The organism is Christensenella tenuis (assembly GCF_014287795.1).
Lineage (GTDB): Bacteria > Bacillota > Clostridia > Christensenellales > Christensenellaceae > Christensenella > Christensenella tenuis.
This window is the reverse complement of record NZ_JACOON010000007.1, coordinates 244,409-263,877: the sequence shown is the minus strand read 5'-3', so window position 1 is coordinate 263,877 and position 19,469 is coordinate 244,409. Positions and strand designations below refer to the sequence as shown.

Annotated in this window: 16 protein-coding genes; 7 read left to right on the top strand and 9 right to left on the bottom strand. The window is 49.3% G+C overall.

Going from position 1 to position 19,469, the window contains the following annotated elements; all coding sequences use genetic code 11:
• Window positions 1–82: 82 nt before the first annotated feature.
• Window positions 83–1,288, top strand: a complete 1,206-nt coding sequence (locus H8S18_RS13585; RefSeq protein WP_186858809.1) for an MFS transporter — start codon at window positions 83–85, stop codon at window positions 1,286–1,288.
• Between the two features lie 396 nt (window positions 1,289–1,684).
• Here the strand turns inward: H8S18_RS13585 and H8S18_RS13580 are convergent, their stop codons facing one another.
• The 7 genes from H8S18_RS13580 to H8S18_RS13550 form a co-directional block, all read right to left on the bottom strand.
• Entirely contained in the window at window positions 1,685–1,948 is a 264-nt protein-coding gene (locus tag H8S18_RS13580) for an HPr family phosphocarrier protein (protein WP_066521753.1), read from the bottom strand.
• Entirely contained in the window at window positions 1,945–2,904 is a 960-nt protein-coding gene (gene whiA / locus H8S18_RS13575) for a DNA-binding protein WhiA (protein WP_186858808.1), read from the bottom strand. The genes H8S18_RS13580 and whiA overlap by 4 nt, the downstream gene beginning before the upstream one ends.
• A gap of 13 nt (window positions 2,905–2,917) precedes the next feature.
• Window positions 2,918–3,781 (bottom strand): RNase adapter RapZ, encoded by an 864-nt coding sequence (gene rapZ, locus H8S18_RS13570; protein WP_186858807.1) that lies wholly within the window; start codon window positions 3,779–3,781, stop codon window positions 2,918–2,920.
• Between the two features lie 202 nt (window positions 3,782–3,983).
• Window positions 3,984–4,688, bottom strand: a complete 705-nt coding sequence (locus H8S18_RS13565) for a PHP domain-containing protein (RefSeq protein WP_186858806.1) — start codon at window positions 4,686–4,688, stop codon at window positions 3,984–3,986.
• Between the two features lies 1 nt (window position 4,689).
• Window positions 4,690–5,604 carry a UDP-N-acetylmuramate dehydrogenase gene (gene murB / locus H8S18_RS13560; RefSeq protein ID WP_186858862.1) on the bottom strand — a complete coding sequence of 305 codons (915 nt, stop codon included), beginning with the start codon at window positions 5,602–5,604 and terminating at the stop codon, window positions 4,690–4,692.
• Window positions 5,601–6,521: an HPr(Ser) kinase/phosphatase gene (hprK, locus tag H8S18_RS13555; RefSeq protein ID WP_186858805.1), complete on the bottom strand. Its 921-nt coding sequence runs from the start codon at window positions 6,519–6,521 to the stop codon at window positions 5,601–5,603. The genes murB and hprK overlap by 4 nt, the downstream gene beginning before the upstream one ends.
• A complete protein-coding gene (locus H8S18_RS13550; protein ID WP_186858804.1) occupies window positions 6,518–7,321 on the bottom strand; it encodes a Cof-type HAD-IIB family hydrolase in 804 nt (267 codons plus the stop codon). The genes hprK and H8S18_RS13550 overlap by 4 nt, the downstream gene beginning before the upstream one ends.
• A 194-nt stretch (window positions 7,322–7,515) precedes the next feature.
• On the opposite strand from H8S18_RS13550, the gene H8S18_RS13545 reads away from it, so the two are divergent.
• The 6 genes from H8S18_RS13545 to H8S18_RS13520 all read left to right on the top strand — a co-directional run bounded on the left by H8S18_RS13545 (window position 7,516) and on the right by H8S18_RS13520 (window position 16,453).
• The gene (locus tag H8S18_RS13545; protein ID WP_186858803.1) at window positions 7,516–10,962 is read left to right on the top strand and encodes a DNA polymerase III subunit alpha; all 3,447 of its coding nucleotides are present in this window, start codon (window positions 7,516–7,518) and stop codon (window positions 10,960–10,962) included.
• A gap of 310 nt (window positions 10,963–11,272) precedes the next feature.
• Window positions 11,273–12,244 (top strand): 6-phosphofructokinase, encoded by a 972-nt coding sequence (gene pfkA, locus H8S18_RS13540; RefSeq protein ID WP_186858802.1) that lies wholly within the window; start codon window positions 11,273–11,275, stop codon window positions 12,242–12,244.
• A gap of 65 nt (window positions 12,245–12,309) precedes the next feature.
• Window positions 12,310–13,365: an iron-containing alcohol dehydrogenase family protein gene (locus H8S18_RS13535; RefSeq protein ID WP_186858801.1), complete on the top strand. Its 1,056-nt coding sequence runs from the start codon at window positions 12,310–12,312 to the stop codon at window positions 13,363–13,365.
• Window positions 13,362–14,195 carry an HAD-IIA family hydrolase gene (locus H8S18_RS13530; RefSeq protein ID WP_186858800.1) on the top strand — a complete coding sequence of 278 codons (834 nt, stop codon included), beginning with the start codon at window positions 13,362–13,364 and terminating at the stop codon, window positions 14,193–14,195. The genes H8S18_RS13535 and H8S18_RS13530 overlap by 4 nt, the downstream gene beginning before the upstream one ends.
• Before the next feature lie 15 nt (window positions 14,196–14,210).
• Window positions 14,211–15,710, top strand: coding sequence for a xylulokinase (gene xylB / locus H8S18_RS13525; protein ID WP_186858799.1), 1,500 nt, complete (start codon window positions 14,211–14,213; stop codon window positions 15,708–15,710).
• A gap of 236 nt (window positions 15,711–15,946) precedes the next feature.
• Entirely contained in the window at window positions 15,947–16,453 is a 507-nt protein-coding gene (locus tag H8S18_RS13520) for a GNAT family N-acetyltransferase (RefSeq protein WP_186858798.1), read from the top strand.
• Here H8S18_RS13520 and H8S18_RS13515 read toward each other — a convergent pair.
• Window positions 16,450–17,694, bottom strand: coding sequence for a response regulator (locus H8S18_RS13515; protein WP_186858797.1), 1,245 nt, complete (start codon window positions 17,692–17,694; stop codon window positions 16,450–16,452). The genes H8S18_RS13520 and H8S18_RS13515 overlap by 4 nt on opposite strands.
• On the bottom strand, window positions 17,687–19,318 hold the full coding sequence (locus H8S18_RS14985) for a sensor histidine kinase (RefSeq protein WP_186858796.1): 1,632 nt from the start codon (window positions 19,316–19,318) through the stop codon (window positions 17,687–17,689). Before H8S18_RS14985 ends, H8S18_RS13515 begins: the two co-directional genes overlap by 8 nt.
• Between the last annotated feature and the right edge of the window lie 151 nt (window positions 19,319–19,469).

Sequence of the window (19,469 nt, the reverse complement as noted above, 5' to 3'; positions counted from 1 at the left end):
TCGGTCACAAAAATATGATACAGTGGAACTATTCCCAAAAGACAAAAAAATATTTTGATTGAACATCCGGAGGAAGGTAGCTATGGAATATTCAAAAAGCAGGAATATCGTGTTAGTGATGTTATTCAGCGTTATCGCTATTTTGCGATGCCTGGTCTGGCTCTGTCCTTCTCCGATCCTCATGGTGATTATGGAAGACATGTCCCTCAATTATGCGCAGAGCGGCCTGATTCTATTGATTGTAACGGTTATGATGGGCGTTTCACTGTTTATTGGCAGCTTTATCATCGATAAGCTGGGGGCCAGCGCAACTCTTGCTATTTCAGCGGTGATGCTGGGGCTTGACGGCATTATCAGTTTCTATGCCCCGACGTTCGGTATTATGATGATAGGACGTATATTTGCAGGCATTGGCATGGGTCTCAGTATGGGTTCCATGAATGCCCTGATCTCCGAACGCTTCGAGGCAAAGCTGCAAAGCTTTATGAACAGCTTGAACCTAATCTTGAGTGCGCTCGGCATGGGGCTTGCTTACATGGTTGCCGTACCGCTGACGGAAGCACTTGGTTCCTATCAGGGTATGTTTCTCCTTTGGGGGACACTATGCATCGCAATAGCGATTATTTTCTTCCTGTTTGACGGAAAACAGGCGCACAACATAAAAAAGGAATCTTTGCCGCAAGAGAAGGCAAAAGCGCCCAGCCTGATCGCAGCGGCAAAATTCAAAAACGTGTGGATTATTGCCATCGCTATGGCGGGTGGGCTTTGGGTCTACAATAGCTTCTCTACTTATTTGCCGACGTTTCTTGCGCAGGAACGCATGATGTCTCCAGAAGCAGCCGGAATCGCTACGAGCGTGATGCAAGTCAGCGGAATTGCAGGCAGTTTCCTATGGGGACTACTGTTTACCAAGGGCGCATCCCCGAAGGGGCTGATGTTGGCGGCGCTGGCGATTATCTTTGGCGGCGCCCTTGGAACATCCCTAATCCCCTCCGGAGCATTCCTGTATATTTGTGTATTTGGTATCGGTATGGGCTATTATGCATTCCAGGCGGCTGCGGTGACGTCTATTATGCAAATGCCGGGTATGCTGCCGCAAATGATGGGTGGGGCAACAGCCATCTATATCGGGACGGGCAGTCTGCTTGGGATTGCGTCTTCGTCAGCATTTGATTTTCTTCAGGCGGAATACGGTATGCAAGCGACTATGACCATATTCAGCATGGTAATGATCCTCTCTATTATTGCGATTTTTACATACCGCAGTAAAATACGTCCAGCGAGCTGAACGCATGAAATAGCGATATGGTCGCCAGTAGAATGCAGGAAAGCAATAGGATAACCAGCGGATTATACTGAAATCTTAGAACGAATTTACATTTTTAACTACGATACACAATAGTTTTCGTATTGAAAAAGGGAGATTGCTCCGCGTGATACGGCATAAAATGAAGCCGGGAACACCACCCGGATAAGTGGATGCGAATGATAAAAATCCCCAATCCATGCTATGCCTTCTGTCACATGGTTTAATTGAAAAAGAAGGGGACGGCTGACCAAAATACCATCCTTGAAGGCCGCTCTCCTTCTTTTAAAACAAAGCCGGATCACTCCAGGTTCAGCTTTTGACAATAAAAAAGGTGCGGTCTGCTGTTACCGCACCTTTTCAGATTCTTATTGAAATTCATTCCCCAAAATTATTTTCCACAAGCTCCGCAAGTGCTTCCACAGCGTCTTTTTCATCGCCCCCGTTTGCAAATACATAAATGGACTCGCCTTTTTTCACCCCGAGGGAAAGCAGGCCCATAATACTTTTGGCGTTAATTTTTTTGTTGGAAAATTCGATCAGGATCTGCGAATCGAACTGGTTTGCAACCTGCACGAAGCTGGCAGCAGCCTTGGCTTTGAGACCGTCATTGTTCTTGATGATGAGTTCTTTGTAAATCATTTCAAATCCTCCCTTTGTCGCTTAGTGTGGGTTGGCCTTGGGGGCGCCTCATAAAGCTCCTGTGCAATCGCGTTGATTTTGCGAAGCCTATGATTCATCCCCGATTTAGTCATACCGCCAAGCTCGCACAGTTCCCCGAGAGTCGCCTCCGGGTTGGCGAGCCTGAGCTCTGCAGCCTCACGCAGTGGATCGCTCAAACGTTTAAGACCGATTGTGCGTTCTATTTTATGAATATTCATAACCTGCGTCATGGCAGCATTAACGGTTTTGTTGATATTGGCTGTCTCGCAATTTACAGCCCGGTTGACATTGTTGCGCATTTCCTTGAGTACGCGCACATTTTCAAGATTCAGGATAGAAGAATAAGCGCCTATGAGCGCAAGTAATGCGGCAATCCCATCTCCTTCATTCAAGTATACCACAAAATTTTGCCTGCGGTGAATTATTTTTGCACGAATATTATTTTTTTCGAGAATACCGAGAAGGACATTTGCAAACGCCTCGGATCCTACGACAAATTCGGCGTGATAATTCTTTTTGGGGTTTGAAACCGTTCCGCCTCCTAAAAAGGCGCCGCGCAAAATTGCCGTCCGGCAGCATTCCTTTTCGAGTGCTTCGCCCGGAGGCACGGCGTCCGTAAGTAAATTCCCCTCGAGGCCCAGTACGGACAGAAGAAGCGCGGCATCCTCCACCACGATCGTATAGCTGTGTTTCTTTTTCAAAAGATTGTCTTTGATTTCAACGGCGGAATCAAGCTTCAAAATATGTGTTACCGTATCATAAATGCGCTTTGCAACCGCCATGTTTTCAGTATGATATTTAATGCGCACACCGCCGCTCGTAATGGAAAGGTTCCCGCAAATTAAAGTGACTGCGCAGAGCTCCGCAATGATGCAGCAGCCTTTTTCCTCTGCCTGCGTACAGATTTCGTCCTTAGCGGCCATTGAAAACGACATAGCTTTCCTCCGGTCAGCAGTTTTTTTCCAAAGTAAGGTCCCGGTGTTCAAGTGTCGCCCGCATACCCCGTTCAGAGAGGCGCTTATACAATTCCTCCGCGATTGCGACGCTGCGGTGCATGCCGCCCGTGCAGCCGATACCGATCACAAGTTGGTTTTTATCCTCGCTGACAAAGCTTGGGGCAAGCGTTTCGACGATCTTAACCAACTCGGTGAGGAAAAACTGCGTTTGTTCAAAAGATAATACAAAATCGCGCACATCCTCGTCGAGACCGGAATGCCGGCGCATTCCTTCCACATAAAAAGGATTTTCAATAAAGCGCATGTCAAAAACCATATCCGCATCAAGCGGAATTCCGCGTTTGTACCCAAAGGAAATGATGGAAATCAGCAACCGGGTATCGTGGTCGCCCGAATACATGGTGTCAATCATCTTCTTGAGTTTCATTACGTTATAAGAAGAAGTATCAACCACATGATTTGCCATATCTTTTAGTTGCTGGAGCTTACGGCGTTCCATATGGATGCCGGAGAGGATCTCTCCGCTTCCAGAGACGGGATGGCTTCGGCGTACTTCCTTGAAGCGCTTGACAAGGACAGCATCCGAAGCGTCGAGGAACAGAATATCGAGATCGAGATCCATAGTTTTCAGTTTGTCAATGGTGGCATAAATGGAGTCAAAAAAATCCCCCATGCGCGTATCGACCGTGACAGCAACTTTGTCCCGGATATGCGTGCTTTCCATGCATAATTTTGCAAATTGGGGAATCAATTCAGGCATTAGGTTATCCACGCAATAATACCCGAGGTCCTCAAGCCGCCGAAGCGCGGAAGAACGCCCAGCTCCGGATAGGCCAGTTACGATTGTAAATTTCATAAAACCTCCACATCGAAAGCCATCTTCCTGCCCGCTGTGCGCCTCGTGCGCAACTCCGCCGGTTCGTGCGGCTTTCTGCTCCTGCACTTTTTTGTTTATCCAGGCGCAATCCATGCGCCTGTCCGTTATCCTTTGCCCCGTCCCCACATCCCTTAGGGCATGGACGGGGTAATTTCCCGCCTTGCGGAAACATACGCCTTATTTATTCCGCATTGATAATCTGTTCTGCGGGGATTCCAGCGGCCTGCGCCTTCTGGAGGGCGGGCAGGAAATCGCCCACGCGTCCGGGCGAATGCGCATCACTTCCAATTGAAAATTTTACTCCCGTTTTGGCGCAGGCAGAAAGCTCTTCCAGCGTAAATTCCGGATGTTTGGCATTGATTTCCATCACAACGCCTTTTTCGGACGCATATTCGGCAAGCTTTAAAAGGTCAACGGGCAAACCATACCCTGGATGCACAATAATATCGATCGGGTAACGGTCCATAGCCTTTATATAAGCCTGCGTATTACGTTCTACCGCCTTTTCCGTACTGCGCTTTACAAGCATCATCTTCATACGGTCGGAAAACGTCTTATAGCGTACAAGCTTATGATAGCCCATCAGGAACACATCAAAGCGGTCTTTCCATTGCTGTGGAAAATCCACGTCGCCTTCCGAAGAAAGCAGGTTCATCTCCACACCTGCGAGCACCTCGATGTTGCCTTTGTATTTTTCGCGCATCTGCTCGATATCCTGCAGGTAGGCCTCCACATCTTTAATGTTATAACACATGTGCAGGGGGCCGTGGTCGCTGATTGTAATCCGCTTCAACCCCAGGGCAACAGCGGCCTTTATATTGTCTTCCACAGTGCCCGTGCCGTGGCTGTGCACTGTATGCGTGTGTGTATCCGCAATGATTTTCACATTAAAACTCTCCAAGCATTTTCACTTCCGGCTCAAGTACAACGCCGGTTTCTTTTAAGACGACCTCTTTTACATACAAGATCAACTCGTAAATATCGCGTGAAAAAGCGTTCCCCATATTAATGATAAACCCGGCGTGTTTCTCTGAAACCTGCGCGCCGCCGATGGAGAATCCTTTGAGCCCGCAGGATTCAATCAGCGTACCCGCGTAGTTTCCCTGCGGGCGCTTGAAGGTGCTGCCTGCGCTCGGATAGGTGAGCGGCTGCTTTTCCCGCCGCCGCGCGTTCAATTCGTTCATTTTTTCCATCCCGGTCCGGGGGTCGCCAAAGGGCAGGGAAAACGTTGCGCCAAGCACAATATATTCCTTTTCCATAATTGCGCTGTGACGGTAGGAAAAATCCATCGCTGAGGCAGGAATTTCGCAAATTTCAAGCCCGCGGCCAATTACCCGCACAGACGTGAGATAGTCTTTCATCTCCCCCCCGTACGCACCTGCATTCATGCATACCGCTCCGCCTAAAGCACCGGGAATCCCACCGGCAAATTCAAGACCTGCAAGTCCCGCGCGAATCGCTTCAAGACACAAAACCTTGAGCGCCGCGCCTGTTTGCGCTGTTACGGTGTTTCCGCAGATATCAATATTGTCCATACCGTCTGCGAGCTTCACCACCGCTCCGCGCAGACCCTCGTCGGATACAAGAAGATTCGAACCGCGCCCAATCACGTGATAAGGAATATTTTCCTCACGCAGGACACGCAACACAGAAACAAGCCCTTCCTCTGTTCGGGGGAGGAGCATCAGGTCGGCCAGTCCGCCGGTTTTAAAAGTCGTGTGCGCGGCCATCGGCTCATTTTCACGAATGCCCGCTTCGCCCAGCAGGGAGACAAAGCGAGCGGTAAGGTGTCTTAAATTCATGCCTGTGAAATCACATCCATAATATTCTGGGCAAGCCATTCACCGCCGCCCTGCCCAATACTTTTCAGCCGGAAGTTCATCGCCGCGACCTCCATCACGATCGCGAGATTCCGGCCCGGACGTACGGGAAGCGTAATCTGGGGAACCTTTACCCCGAGGAGCGTAATGTGGTTGTCCGCCGTACCAAGACGGTCGATATCGCGCACATCTCCCGGCTCGAGATGAATCGCCAGTTCGATTGATTTTTCGCGGCGGATCGACCCCATTCCGTACAGAACGGAGACATCGATGATCCCAAGGCCGCGTATTTCCATCATGTGCCGGATAATATCGGGCGACTGGCCAATCAGCGTATCGTCGGACAGCTTGTGGATTTCCACTACATCGTCCGCGACGAAACGGTGGCCGCGTTTCACAAGTTCAAGCGCCGTTTCGCTCTTACCTACGCCGCTGTCGCCGGTGATAAACATACCTACGCCATAAACGTCCATCAATCCGCCGTGACGAGAAATCACGGGCGCGAGGAGCGCGTCGAGATAAATCGCCGTTTTATGGGAAAGTTTTGTTGTGGTGAGGCCGGACATCAATACCGGAACGTCGTATTTGCGCGCGCAATCAAGAAATTCATCCGGAGGCGTCAGGTTCCGGCCGATGAGCACGCATGGGATCGGGTGGGAAAAGAAACGATCCAGCCGCTCCATCCGTGTTGCCGGATCCAGCGTTTGCAAATAGGTCATCTCCACCATACCGAAGAGCTGAATCCTGTTGACCGCAAAGTATTCGAAAAAGCCGCTCATCTGGAGGCCTGGACGGTTAAGGTCGCTCGAATCAATTTCCGCCGTGTCGCGCGTCCCCATATAGACGATATTCAGGCTGATCGCCCTTGCGAGGTCTTCGATTTTAATCGTACGTTTCATTCCGTATCCACCCTTAATATATATTTTTCCACCGCGAGGGCGACGCCGTCCGCATTGCACGAACCGGTGATATCATTTGACGCTTCCTTACAGGCATCGACTGCGTTTTCCATTGCGATTCCCATGCCGGCCCAACGGATCATGCTCTCGTCGATTTCGCTGTCCCCGACCGCCATCACCTGCTCCTTCTCTATGCCCAACTTTTTTGCCAGGTATTCAAGGGCGTTTCCCTTGGTTGCCGCAGGATCCATAATCTCAAGAAAATCACTCTGGGATTTCTTAATGACCAGTTCCGGGAACATCGCGGAAAGCTCGCTGCGATATTCTTCCAACTTTTCCTCCGTATCGATCAGCAGTATTTTGGCTGCAAGTATCATTTCCGTATTCATCAGGCCGGGGTCTTCGATCCCGCTGTAACCGCACAGTTTTTCGTAATAGTCCGAATGATCGTTCCTCTGGAGGAAAAAATAACCGTCGTCCGTGTAAACCTGGAAATACGCCCCATGCGTAACGGCCCAGCGCATCACCTGTTTTGTGGTGATGGGGGAAAGATATGCGGAATAGATCACCTTTCCGTCCGGATCGGCAACCTGCCCGCCGCCGCAGACAATCGTGTAATCTTTATTGCCGAGGATTTCATTGAACCCGCTTACGCCGGGATAAGCCCTGCCGGACGCGAGAATGATACGCGCGCCTTTCGCGCGCGCGGAAGCAAGCGCCTCCCGGTTCCTTTTGGAAATGTGTTTCTCACTGTCGAGCAACGTGTCGTCAAGATCGAGTGCGATTAGCTTATAAGCCATAAAAATTCTGCCTTCCTTTTTCCGTAAAATCACATTTCTATTATACAATAACCGTGTGGGATTTGAAAGCGCAAAATCCCGCTGCGCCAGTACGGGAACATTAAAGAAATTTTTACACAATTTGGAAAGGGAGCGTGTTATACTAAAACAAATGAAGAAAATCCGGCGCTTTACGGACGGAGGAAAACCGCAAAATGATTGATTTTACACATTTACATGTTCATACGGAATACAGCCTGCTCGACGGTGCAGGGCGCATCGGCGACCTGGTAGCCCGCGCAAAAGAGGAAGGCATGGACGCGCTCGCCATCACAGACCACGGGGTGATGTACGGTGCGCTTGATTTTTATGAAGCGGCGCAGAAAGCGGGAATCAAGCCGATCATTGGGTGCGAGGTATATGTGGCCCCGGGCAGCCGGTTCGAAAAAACCTCCCTTTCCCGGGAGTATGCACATCTTGTGCTGCTGTGCAAGGACATGACGGGATACAGGAATCTGATGAAGCTTGTTTCAGCAGGCTCGCTCGAAGGATTTTATTATAAACCGCGCATCGATTATGAATTGCTGGCAGGACACAGCGAAGGCCTCGTATGCCTTTCAGCTTGTCTTGCGGGCGACGTACAGCGCCTGTTGATGCAAAATGATTATCAGGGCGCGAAGCGCATGGCGAAGCGCCTGAAAGATATGTTCGGCGAAGATTTTTACCTTGAACTGCAGGATCACGGCATAGCGGAGCAGCAACGCATTAACCCTTTGATTCTGAAGCTTGCGGACGAGCTTTCCGTTAAAGTAGTCGCGACCAATGACGTACATTATGTAAACAGGGAAGACGCCTACGCGCAAAAGGTGCTGATGTGCATCCAGACTGTCACTACGATTGACCAGCCAAGCAAAATGGCGTTTGAGACGGAGGAATTCTACCTGAAATCTCCCAAGGAAATGAACAAGCTTTTTTCCTATGTGCCGGAGGCGGTCAGCAATACGCGGGAGGTTGCCGATAAATGCAACCTTGAATTTGAATTTGGCAATAACCATCTGCCCGAGTTTAAAGTGCCGGATGGGTATACCAACCGGGAATACCTGAAACATCTCGCGGAGGATGGCCTGCACGAGCGCTATCCTGATCTTACGCCCGAAATCAGGGAGCGTTTTGATTACGAACTTTCTACGATTGACAGCATGGGATTCACGGATTATTTCCTGATTGTGTGGGATTTTGTCAATTACGCCAAGAAAAACGGCATCATGGTCGGGCCGGGGCGCGGCAGCGCCGCAGGCAGCATCGTTGCGTACAGCCTTGGTATTACGAACATCGATCCCATCCAATATAATCTTCTGTTTGAGCGTTTTCTGAATCCGGAGCGAATCAGTATGCCGGATATTGATATTGATTTTTGTTATGAACGGCGGCAGGAAGTCATCGACTATGTGACGCAAAAATATGGCAGCGACCATGTAGCCCAGATCATCACGTTTGGCACAATGGGTGCCCGCCTTGTGATTCGCGATGTGGCGCGCGTGATGAACATGAGTATCGCGGATGCAGACCGCATTGCGAAAATGGTGCCGTTTGAACTCAAAATGACGATCGATAAGGCGCTTGACCGCAATCCAAAGCTGAAAGCGGAATATGAAAACAACCCGGATGCGAAACAGGTGATCGACGTGGCGCGCAGGCTTGAGGGAATGGCGCGGCACGCATCTACGCATGCGGCGGGCGTAGTTATTGCGGACGCGCCCATCACGGATTACGTACCCCTGCAAAAGAACCCCAAAGACGAGAGCGTTATGACGCAGTATACCATGAAAAAACTCGAGAGTATGGGGCTTTTGAAAATGGATTTCCTTGGCCTGAGGACGCTGACGGTGATCCGCGACGCGGTCAGAATGATCGAAGAGAACCACGATGTTACACTCGACATTGATAAGCTTGATTTGAACAATAAAAAAGTTTATGAGCTCATGGCATCCGGGGACACACTGGGTATTTTCCAGTTTGAAAGCGGCGGAATGCGCCGGCTGCTGCAAGAACTCCGGCCGGAATGCCTTGATGATATCATGGCGGCAAACGCGCTCTTCCGTCCGGGTCCAATGGAAAGTATTCCGGATTATGTGCGCAGTAAACACAATCCCGAAAGCGTACACTACCTGCATCCGATGCTCGAGCCTATTCTCCGGGATACCTACGGATGCATGGTCTATCAGGAACAAATCATGCGTATCGTGCGCGACGTGGCGGGCTATTCCATGGCAAGGAGCGACCTTGTACGCCGCGCTATGAGCAAAAAGCAACAGAGCGTACTGGAAAAAGAGAGAAAGATTTTTATTCGCGGCGAAGAGCAGGATGGAAAAATTACGGTTGAAGGAGCGGTGCGCCGTGGCATGGATGAAAAAACGGCGAACGAGCTGTTTGACCAGATGATGGCGTTTGCCAACTATGCCTTCAATAAATCCCATGCGTGCGCATACGCGGTAGTTGCCTACCAGACGGCTTATCTCAAGTGCTATTATCCCGTTGAATTTATGACGGCGCTTCTCAACAGCTTTATCGCAAATAAACAGAAGCTCGGGGAATATATCCAGACCATCAAAAACGAGGGGATCAAGATATTGCCGCCGGACGTCAATCAGTCGGGTATGCACTTCACCACCGAAAACGGATGCATCCGTTTCGGGCTGTCGGCTATTTCGTATGTCGGCGAGGCGATCGATGAGGTCATTACGCGCAGGGGCACAGGATATCAGGATTTTACGGATTTTGTGGAAAAAAATACGGATGTCCTCAATAAAAAACGCCTCGAAAGTATGATACTCTCCGGCTGTTTTGATTGCTTCGGGGTCAGGCGGTCACAGCTTATTGCCGTGTATGAACAGGTGCTTGCCGATGCGGCACAGCTCAAAAAGCGGCAGGCGACCGGACAGATGTCGCTTTTCGACAGCATGGAAGGGGAATTTGCGCCGCTCACGGTGCAGATTCCGGATATCCCGGAATATGGTGAAGCGGAAAAGCTTTCCTATGAAAAGGAAATGACCGGCCTTTATATCAGCGGTCATCCGCTGGACGAGCTTGCGGGCGTACTGGTGAACCGTCCTGTTTCCATTGCGGATATCATGCAGACTGCGGGCGACGAGATGACGATGTATGAATATGACGGCCGGGAGGTGGAACTCCTTGGCATCGTGACTTCGGTGCGCGTACGCCCTACCCGGCAAAAAAAGATGATGGCGAATTTTGTACTCGAGGATTTGTATGCGCAAATGAATATGATCGCATTCCCGAATGTATATGCCGATGCTGAGGCGTTCCTGAAAACGGATGCCATCGTCAATGTGAGCGGCAAGGTGACGGTGGGGCAAAACGGCATCGAACTCCTGGCGGGGAGGATCACGCGGTATGTGCCGGATGATGCTTTTTTCGCGGGTAAGCAGCTTTATGTCAAAATTGCAGATGGCACAAGTTGTGATATCGACGGCCTGATGCGTATCATGGGCCGTTATCCGGGCGGGAGCAGCGCAGTGGTCTATGTGGAAAAGACCGGGCAGAAATATAAGCTGTGCGGCGCACGGAGTATTGCTTACCGGGCACAACTGATAGAAGAATTGGAACAATATCTTGGCAAAGAAAATGTAGTTGTGAAATAGAAGCGGGAATAACCTGCGGCCCTTCCGCCTTGCGCGGCGGAAGGGCTTTTTTGTTGAAGGAAAAAGAGGCGCGCCGCCGTCCGGAGAAAAACCAATGTAACATTTTACAATTTCGATCGTTTTATATTGTTTTTTTCTGAAATTTTTGTTAGAATACGTATTGATTGCGGATGTTTTAAAAAACGGCATAAATCCCGGTTTTTTTTCAGGGGATGGAAAAGAAAACCGCGGTGGATGGAATAAACGTGTGCTCGCGCACATGAAGGCAAACGCATTTTAAAAGAAAGTTTAAATAAATGGTGACTGTGCTATGAAAAGAAGAATTGGAATACTGACAAGCGGCGGGGATACGCCGGGCATGAACGCGGGAATCCGTTCGGTGGTAATGGCTGCCGATGCGGCAGGATTTTCGGTGATGGGGATCACAAAAGGATACGCAGGCCTCATTGAAGGCCGTGTGGACCGCATAAAAACGGAAGATGTGGCTGGTATCGTTGAAAAAGGCGGTACAATCCTGAAAACGGCGCGCTGCGAGGAGTTTAAAACGCAGGAAGGCCAGCAAAAAGCGCTTCAGGTCATCAAGGCGTTCGATATTTCGGGTGTGGTCGTGATCGGCGGCGACGGTTCGTTCCAGGGAGCGAAAGTGCTTTCGCATCTCGGAGTACCGACCATCGGCATCCCGGGTACGATAGACAACGACCTTGCCTATACGGACTTTACCATCGGTTTCGATACGGCGGTCAACGGCGTAGTAGGCGAGATGTCACGAATCCGCGATACCATGAATTCACATGAGCGTGTGGGCGTCATCGAAGTCATGGGCAATAAGTGCGGAGATATTGCGCTTTACGCGGGCATCGCAGGCGGAGCGGAACATATCATCATTCCGGAAGTCGAATTTGACATTGATTATATTTGCGATAAAATTATTAGCAACCGCATCAAAGGGAATATGACGAGCATCGTACTGATCGCGGAAGGCGCAGGCAAGGGCGAAGCGGTTGCGAATTATATGCGGGCAAAAGCGAAACTGGATGCCAAAGCTATTGTGCTTGGTTACATCCAGCGCGGCGGTACGCCGTCCGCGGCAGATCGGCTCCGCGCTACCAGTATGGGTGTGCGTGCAGTCCAGCTTCTTGAAAAAGGAATCGGCAATCGCGTCGTAGGGATTCAGGATAACAGGATTATTGATGAAGATATCGACGAAGCGCTCTCCAAGGAATTGATTTTCCGGAAAGACCTCTACGATGAGTTCAAAATCATGTCGGAAAATATGCAGTAAGCAAGTTTTAGGAAATAGATCGAAAAAGGCTTTTTGAAAGCCTTTTTTGACTATGTAAGTTTTTTGTGAGGTGGAGTGCCATCAATACGTTCGCAGTACCGGAAAGTGTAAAAATAGGCAGCGGGATATTGTACCCGCGCCTGAAAGAGTTTCTGAAACCGGCCGACCGTGTGATGCTGATTGTCGACCGGATTGTCGATGAACTTTACGGGCAGGATGTTTATGCGTTTTTGGAAAACCACTGCAGGGAAGTCAAACGGGAATTTGTACACGCCGGATCCCTGCGGGAGGCGTTTTTAAAGTCTTATTATATCGTAAACCGCGATTTTGATGCGGTTATCGCCATGGGCGGCGGCAAGGTGCTGGACGTAGGTAAATATGCGTCGTCTATGTCGAAGCGGCCATTCATCAGCATTCCGACGTCTATTTCCCATGACGGCGTCGCCTCGCCGATCGCCGTTTTGAAATGCGACCACAATTCGGTGCGCAGTCTTGACTGCAAAATACCGTCCTATATCATTATGGACCTTGATATCATCAAAACAGCGCCCGAAAAGCTGATCCTCGCGGGCCTCGGGGACCTTGTTTCCAACATTACGGCCCTGCGGGACTGGGAGCGGGCGGTTCAGGCGGGCAAAGCAAAAATGGACGATTTTGCCTATATCATTTCGGGTACGGCAGTACGCGCCATTTTGCAGTATACGCATCCGGATATCCGGGATACGGCATTTCTTACGCAGCTTGCGGAATCCGTCGTTCTTTCGGGGCTGGCGATGAACATCACGGGAAACACACGGCCGTCAAGCGGTGCGGAACATCTTATCAGCCATGCGGTCGACGCAACCGGAAAAGGAACCTTGCATGGCATACAGACTGCGGTGGCGAGCATTCTTGTAGAATATCTTTACGGCGGGAATTATGAATTTATCCGCGGTTACCTCAGGCAGGCAGGCTTGCCGACGAGCTTTGAGGAACTGGGCCTTGCCTATGAAGATTATGTACAGGTTATGCGCACGGCGCGCACGACACGTAAAAACAGGTACACGATCCTTGACGAGATTCCATACGACGACGCCTACCTGAAAAAAATTTATGATGCGGTTTACGGAGGACAGGAATGACTGGCAGTGAAAAGCGGGGCAGGGTAAACCCTAAAGCAACGGCGCTTCGGGATATCGAGTGCTTTGTCCTTGATATGGATGGAACCATCAATCTTGGGGAAAACCTGATTCCCGGCGCGAAGGAATACATCGAATATATGCAGCAGAGCGGCGTGCCGTTTTACTTTTTTACAAATAATTCTTCCAAAGCACCGGAGGATTATGTCAAAAAGCTGGAGCGGCTCGGGTTTACGGGTATGACGCGCGGGAACATCATGACGTCCGGCGATGTGATGATCCATTATCTTAAAACACACGGCGGACAGCGGATCTACCTCGCGGGAACGCCTGAACTTGAGGCGCAATTTGCGGAAGCGGGTTTTACGCTGCTTCCTCCCGATACGGAAACGGCGGATTTTGCCGTGCTGGGATTTGACAAGACTTTTAATTTTGAAAAAGCAGATACAATTTCGCGGCTCATTACAGCGGGGGTGCCTTTCCTTGCGACCAATATTGATAGGGTTTGCCCGCTCGAGGATGGAAAGTTTTGCCCGGATTGCGGGTCGATGGCATGCATGATTACACACGCAACGGGCATTGAACCCAAATTTGTGGGTAAGCCGTTTAAAGAGACGGTGGATTATATTTTAGCCAAAACGGGGTCCCAGCGGGAAAAAACGGCAATGGTGGGCGACCGCCTGTATACGGACGTCAAAACAGCGGTAAATGGAGGCATTGTGGGCATCGCGGTGCTTTCTGGAGAAATTTCCTATCAGGACATTGAGGAAGGCGACGTTGCCCCGGATTATATCCTGGACAGCGTGTATGATATCTATACGGCAATTAAATAGAGGAGGGATACCAAGATGAAATATTTAATGGGAATTGACGTAGGCACGAGCGGCGTAAAATGCCTGATCATAGACGAGGAAGGGAAGGTTATTCGTTCGGTAACGAAATCTTACCCGCTTTATACGCCTAAACCGGCATGGTCGGAGCAGGAACCGGCAGACTGGTGGAAGGGCACGAAAGACGCGTTCAAAGAGCTGCTTGACGGCGTGGAAAAAGAAAACCTTGTGGCGATTGGCCTTTCAGGGCAGATGCACGGCCTTGTAGCGCTTGATAAGGACAATCAAGTAGTCCGCAATGCAATCCTGTGGAACGACCAGCGTACAGGCGAAGAATGCGAAGAGATCATCAAAGCGGCAGGCGGGCTGGACGGGCTCGTCGGTTATACCAACAATACCATGCTTACCGGCTTTACGGGCGGGAAGCTCCTGTGGGTCAAAAAGCACGAACCGGAGAGTTTTGCGCGCATCGCAAAATTTGTGATGCCTAAGGACTACATCCGCTATTGCCTGACAGGCGAAATCGCAACGGATGCCTCCGAGGCTTCGGGCACAGGACTTTTCGACGTAAAGGAACGCAAATGGGCGGATGACCTGATCGAAAAGCTGGGTTTCGACCTCTCCATATTCCCGAAGGTATACGAGTCTGATGAAGTAACTGGCCATGTGACGGCACAGGCGGCAGCAGAAACGGGAATACCGGAAGGCCTTCCGGTTTATGGCGGCGGCGGAGACGCGGTCATTCAGAATACGGGGATGGGCATCATCAAGGAAGGCACGCTTGGCGTCGTAATGGGTACTTCCGGCGTGGTAGCAACGGCGATGAACAGTTTCGGCAAGAACGAGGGCGGGAAGCTCCAGTTCTTCTGCAATAATGCGGCAGGAAAATACATGGCGTTCGGCTGCCAACTTTCATGTGCGGGTTCGATGGAATGGTATAAAAATACGTTCTATGCGGAAAGCGCAGAGCCGTTCAAAGAAATCAACGAAGGTGCGGAGGCATCCAGCATTGGCTCTAACGGAATCATCTTCCTGCCCTATCTTTCCGGGGAACGCTGTCCTTATCCGGATCCGGATGCGAGGGGCGTATTCTATGGGTTGTCCCTGCTTTCGAACAAGGGAGATATGGCCCGCGCGGTCATGGAAGGTGTAACGTTCGGTTTATACCAGATGTATGAGTTGATTCTCAACACCAATCCAGACCTTGAGATCAAGGAAGTGATTCTTTCGGGCGGCGGGGCGAATTCGAAGCTGTGGAAACAGATCGTGGCTGATATTTTCAACCTCCCGGTGAAGATCCTCGCGGGAGCGGCAGAAGGCGGGGCATATGGCGGTGCGCTCGTGGCCGGCGTAGGTGAAGGGATTTATAAGAATCTCGATGATGCGGAAAAGGTGCATTCAGTGAAAGAGGTTGTAGAGCCTGTTGCGGGAAACCATGAAAAGTACCAGAAGGTCAAGAAGATATATGATAAGTTATATTATGACCTCAAGGATACGTTCAGGCTGTCTGCAGAATAAGAAAAAAGAAAACAAAAAGCTTTTCCGGAAGGGAAAGCTTTTTGTTTTCCATGGCCTTTCCGTCTTTTTCGTTAAGGCGGCGGAGCACCGTCGGCCGCGGTTATGCTGAGAACGGCAGCGCCCGGTTATTCGTCGGCCAACAGCGCAGCATTTGTCTGAAAAATGGGACCGATATTTTGATTGACGCACTCCCTTGCGGGATGATACGATGGGAAAAATAGGAAAGAGGCGGAAAAATGGAGTTTGTATTGAGAAAATGGAAACCAGAGGATGCCGCGTCTATTCTGGAATACGCGAATAATGAAAAAATTGCGGCTGCTTTAAGGAATGCATTTCCCCATCCGTATACATTGGAGGATGCCAAAGCGTATATCCGCGCATGTATCGAAAAGGGGGGAGACAGGCAGGTAACGCGCGCAATCCTTGTGAACGGCCATGCGGCGGGAAGCATCGGTATGTTTTTTGGAACTGACGTATACGAAAAAAGCGCAGAACTTGGCTATTGGCTGGGGGAACCGTTCTGGGGGCAGGGAATCATGAGTGAAGCGGTAATCCGCATGTGCCGGTATGTATTTGCAAAATATGATATTGAGCGGATTTTCGCGGAGCCCTTTGCGGGGAACCGGGCTTCACGGCGCGTACTCGAAAAGGCCGGGTTTACCCTGGAAGGCGTCCTGCGCAGCAGCGTTTATAAAAACGGTATGCTACAGGATTCATGCATGTATGCGTTGCTCCGCCGCTAATGCTCTTTTTCAGAAAATTTGTTTTTATATTCCGATGGAGAATAACCAGTATATTTTTTAAAGATATTTGAAAAATATGCTGCATCGTTAAAGCCTGCTTCTATAGCGATCGTATACAGGCGTGCATCTGAATGCAGGAGCAGCTTTTTGGAGCATTCAATACGGTAACGGGTAATATACCCCACGATAGTTTCCTTCATATGTTTTTTAAAAAGGCGGCTTAAATAGCTTGCATTCAGATGGAGCTCATCCGAGATCTGGCGAAGGGTAATGTCCTCCTTGTAGTGTGCGTGAATAAACCGCAGCGCTTCGCTGATTGTCGGATTTTGCGCATTATCGGCATCTTCCCGGTGATAAAGGAACCGAGGGGCCATATTCCGGCGCTGGTCGCGCTTTACAGAAAGCGCCTCCCTGTAGGCCGTGGAAAAGTCGAGGATACTTTCCTTGATTTCGCTGACGCCGATACGTACGCGAAAACCTGTGATATCGAATAAAGTAGAGACAATTTGTCCGCATAGTTTGTTCAAATCCCCACTTTCTTCCGTTGGAATAAGAATCAGGCATAACGTCTGTGCATTGAGGGTGAAAGCAAAAGGCTTGAAGGAAAGCAAAAGAGAAAGGGAAAAGTTACGGACAGACTGCCGGACCTGTTGGGGATTTGCTTCAGGCGGCACGTCGGGAATGCCGATCACCGCTAAACGGTATGCGGAAAGGCTGACGCCCAGATGGGCGGCCTTTTCTTCAATCGTTTCGGGCAGGAGAATATTCTGGTTGATGATATCGAGAAACAACTTTGTTTTCAGATCATCATAGCTTTGACTCACGATTTCTTCCAACTCTCCGAAAAACTGGTGATCTTTCCGTTCCTTTTCAATAAGCGAGATTGCTTTTTTCACAGCTTCACATATTTTGGGAGCAGGATTGTTTTTTACAACAAAATCGACAACGCTGTAGCGAATTGCTTTCTGCGCATAAGAAAAATCGGAATAACCGGTAAGAATAATGACCTTGGTTTTAGGAGAAAGCTCGCTTAAGCGACGGGTAAGCTCAAGCCCGTCGATTCCCGGCATTTTAATATCTGTAATCAAGATATCAGGAGAATACTGCGGGAACTGCCGGAGCGCGTCCTCTCCGTTTTCAGCAAGACAGCACACCTCACAGCCGAGGGACTGCCAGTCAATAAAATTTTTGATTCCATTCCGAAGGATAGGTTCATCGTCAACGATCATAATGTTATACATGCTCACTCTCCCTGTCGACCGGCAACTTAATCACAACGAGCGTACCAAAATTTTCGCTGCTGCGAATGGTGATTCCATACGGTTCGCCATATAAATGCCGGATTCTCTTATTGGTGTTTTTGAGGCCTATATTGTGATGCTCGGGGCGCGCGCCGCACGGCTCATCTGCGTCGAGGTCCATCCTGGATGGATCCATTCCGACGCCGTTATCCGCTACGGTAAAAATAAGCATACCGGCGTTGATTTTCGCCGTTACAGTCACATAACCCATTCCGGTTTTGTTTTCCAGGCCGTGTACTACAGCGTTCTCCACAATAGGCTGGAGGCACAGTTTGGGAATCAGGAGCGGAAGAAAATCTTCGGGAATATCCACATGAAAGCGTAGCTTGTCTCCGAATCGCGTTTTTTGTAGGAAAAGGTAGAAATTTACATGTTCGATTTCATATGCTACCGTTACCTTGGAATTTTCGGTAAAGGACATTTTGGAGTCCAAAAGTTCGCTTAATGCATCAATCATTCGGGACGTTTTTTCATCTCCGTTTGATTTTGCGTTCCAACTGATACACAGCAATGTGTTGAACAAAAAATGAGGATTGATTTGCGCCTGAAGCGCTTTTAATTCAGCCTCACGCAATAAAAGTTCATTAGTATATACCTCGTTGATCAGATAACCAATTTTGGAGGAGGTTTTCTTGAAAATGGCGGAAAGCGTATCAAGTTCACGAATTCCATAATTTGGGACAGTGATTTCATAGTGTCCGGCCTGAATCATTTCCATTTGTGAAATCAATGAATTAATATAATTAATAATTTTGCGGGAAATAAACAGCCCCAGGAGAATAAAAGCGGCAGCCAGCACCAAGATAATCAGGATATAGCCGCCCATTTGTGTTTCGAGATCCTGAAACACCGCCCGGTTGGGGATAATAACCGCGGAATAGAGGTTGTAGCCGGAAAGGGAAGTCGTGTTGATAAAATATGAAGAGGAATCCTGCAGCATTCTTGAAACAGGTACCTCTCCGAAAGAGGCGTCGAAAATTTGCGTTCCCGGAGTGATTTGTGCAGTGCTGCATAAAATCCGGCCTTTCTCATCGTAAACAATGCCCAACGCTCCATCATATTTCAAGATACTGTTGAAGGCGCGTGCAAGCTGTTCACTGCTGACGCCCATCACGATAGTTCCGTTAATCTTATAGTCGGCAATTTCGTAATAATCCTGTGCAAAATAGATTAGGGGATCAGTCGAGTCGGCAGAGAACAAAATTGTGTTGATACGCGTGCCATTCGCAATAAAGTCCTGAAATGTGGAATAAAAGGAACCTACAGTTTGATTTGTGCGGATTCCGTCAATACTCCCAGCGGAAAAATTATTGATGCTGTTGTAATCATTTTCGTTATAGATCAAGGAAATATAGCGCAGCAAATGCGAGTTCCACGCGTTGTTGTAATAGGTAAGCCGCCGCAGCCGTGAATTGATATTTTCATATAAAATGTCTGGATCGGTCTCCTTGTCTGTAATTTCACGGTATAATTCGGTGTTTACAATAGGATCGCTCATCAGGGTATAATACATTTCTTTTACGGAACGAAAATCTGTTTCCAGGGCTTCGGTCGATTGGTTCACAAAGTTATCCAGATCTTTTTGGATGTTTGTTTCGAGCGTTTTGCGCATTGAGACAGCAAAAAAAGAACTGATGATGATCAGCGGGATCAAAAGAACCGCAAGACAAAGCGAAGTTATTAAAAAGTTGATGGAGACAGAATGCTGTCTCGGC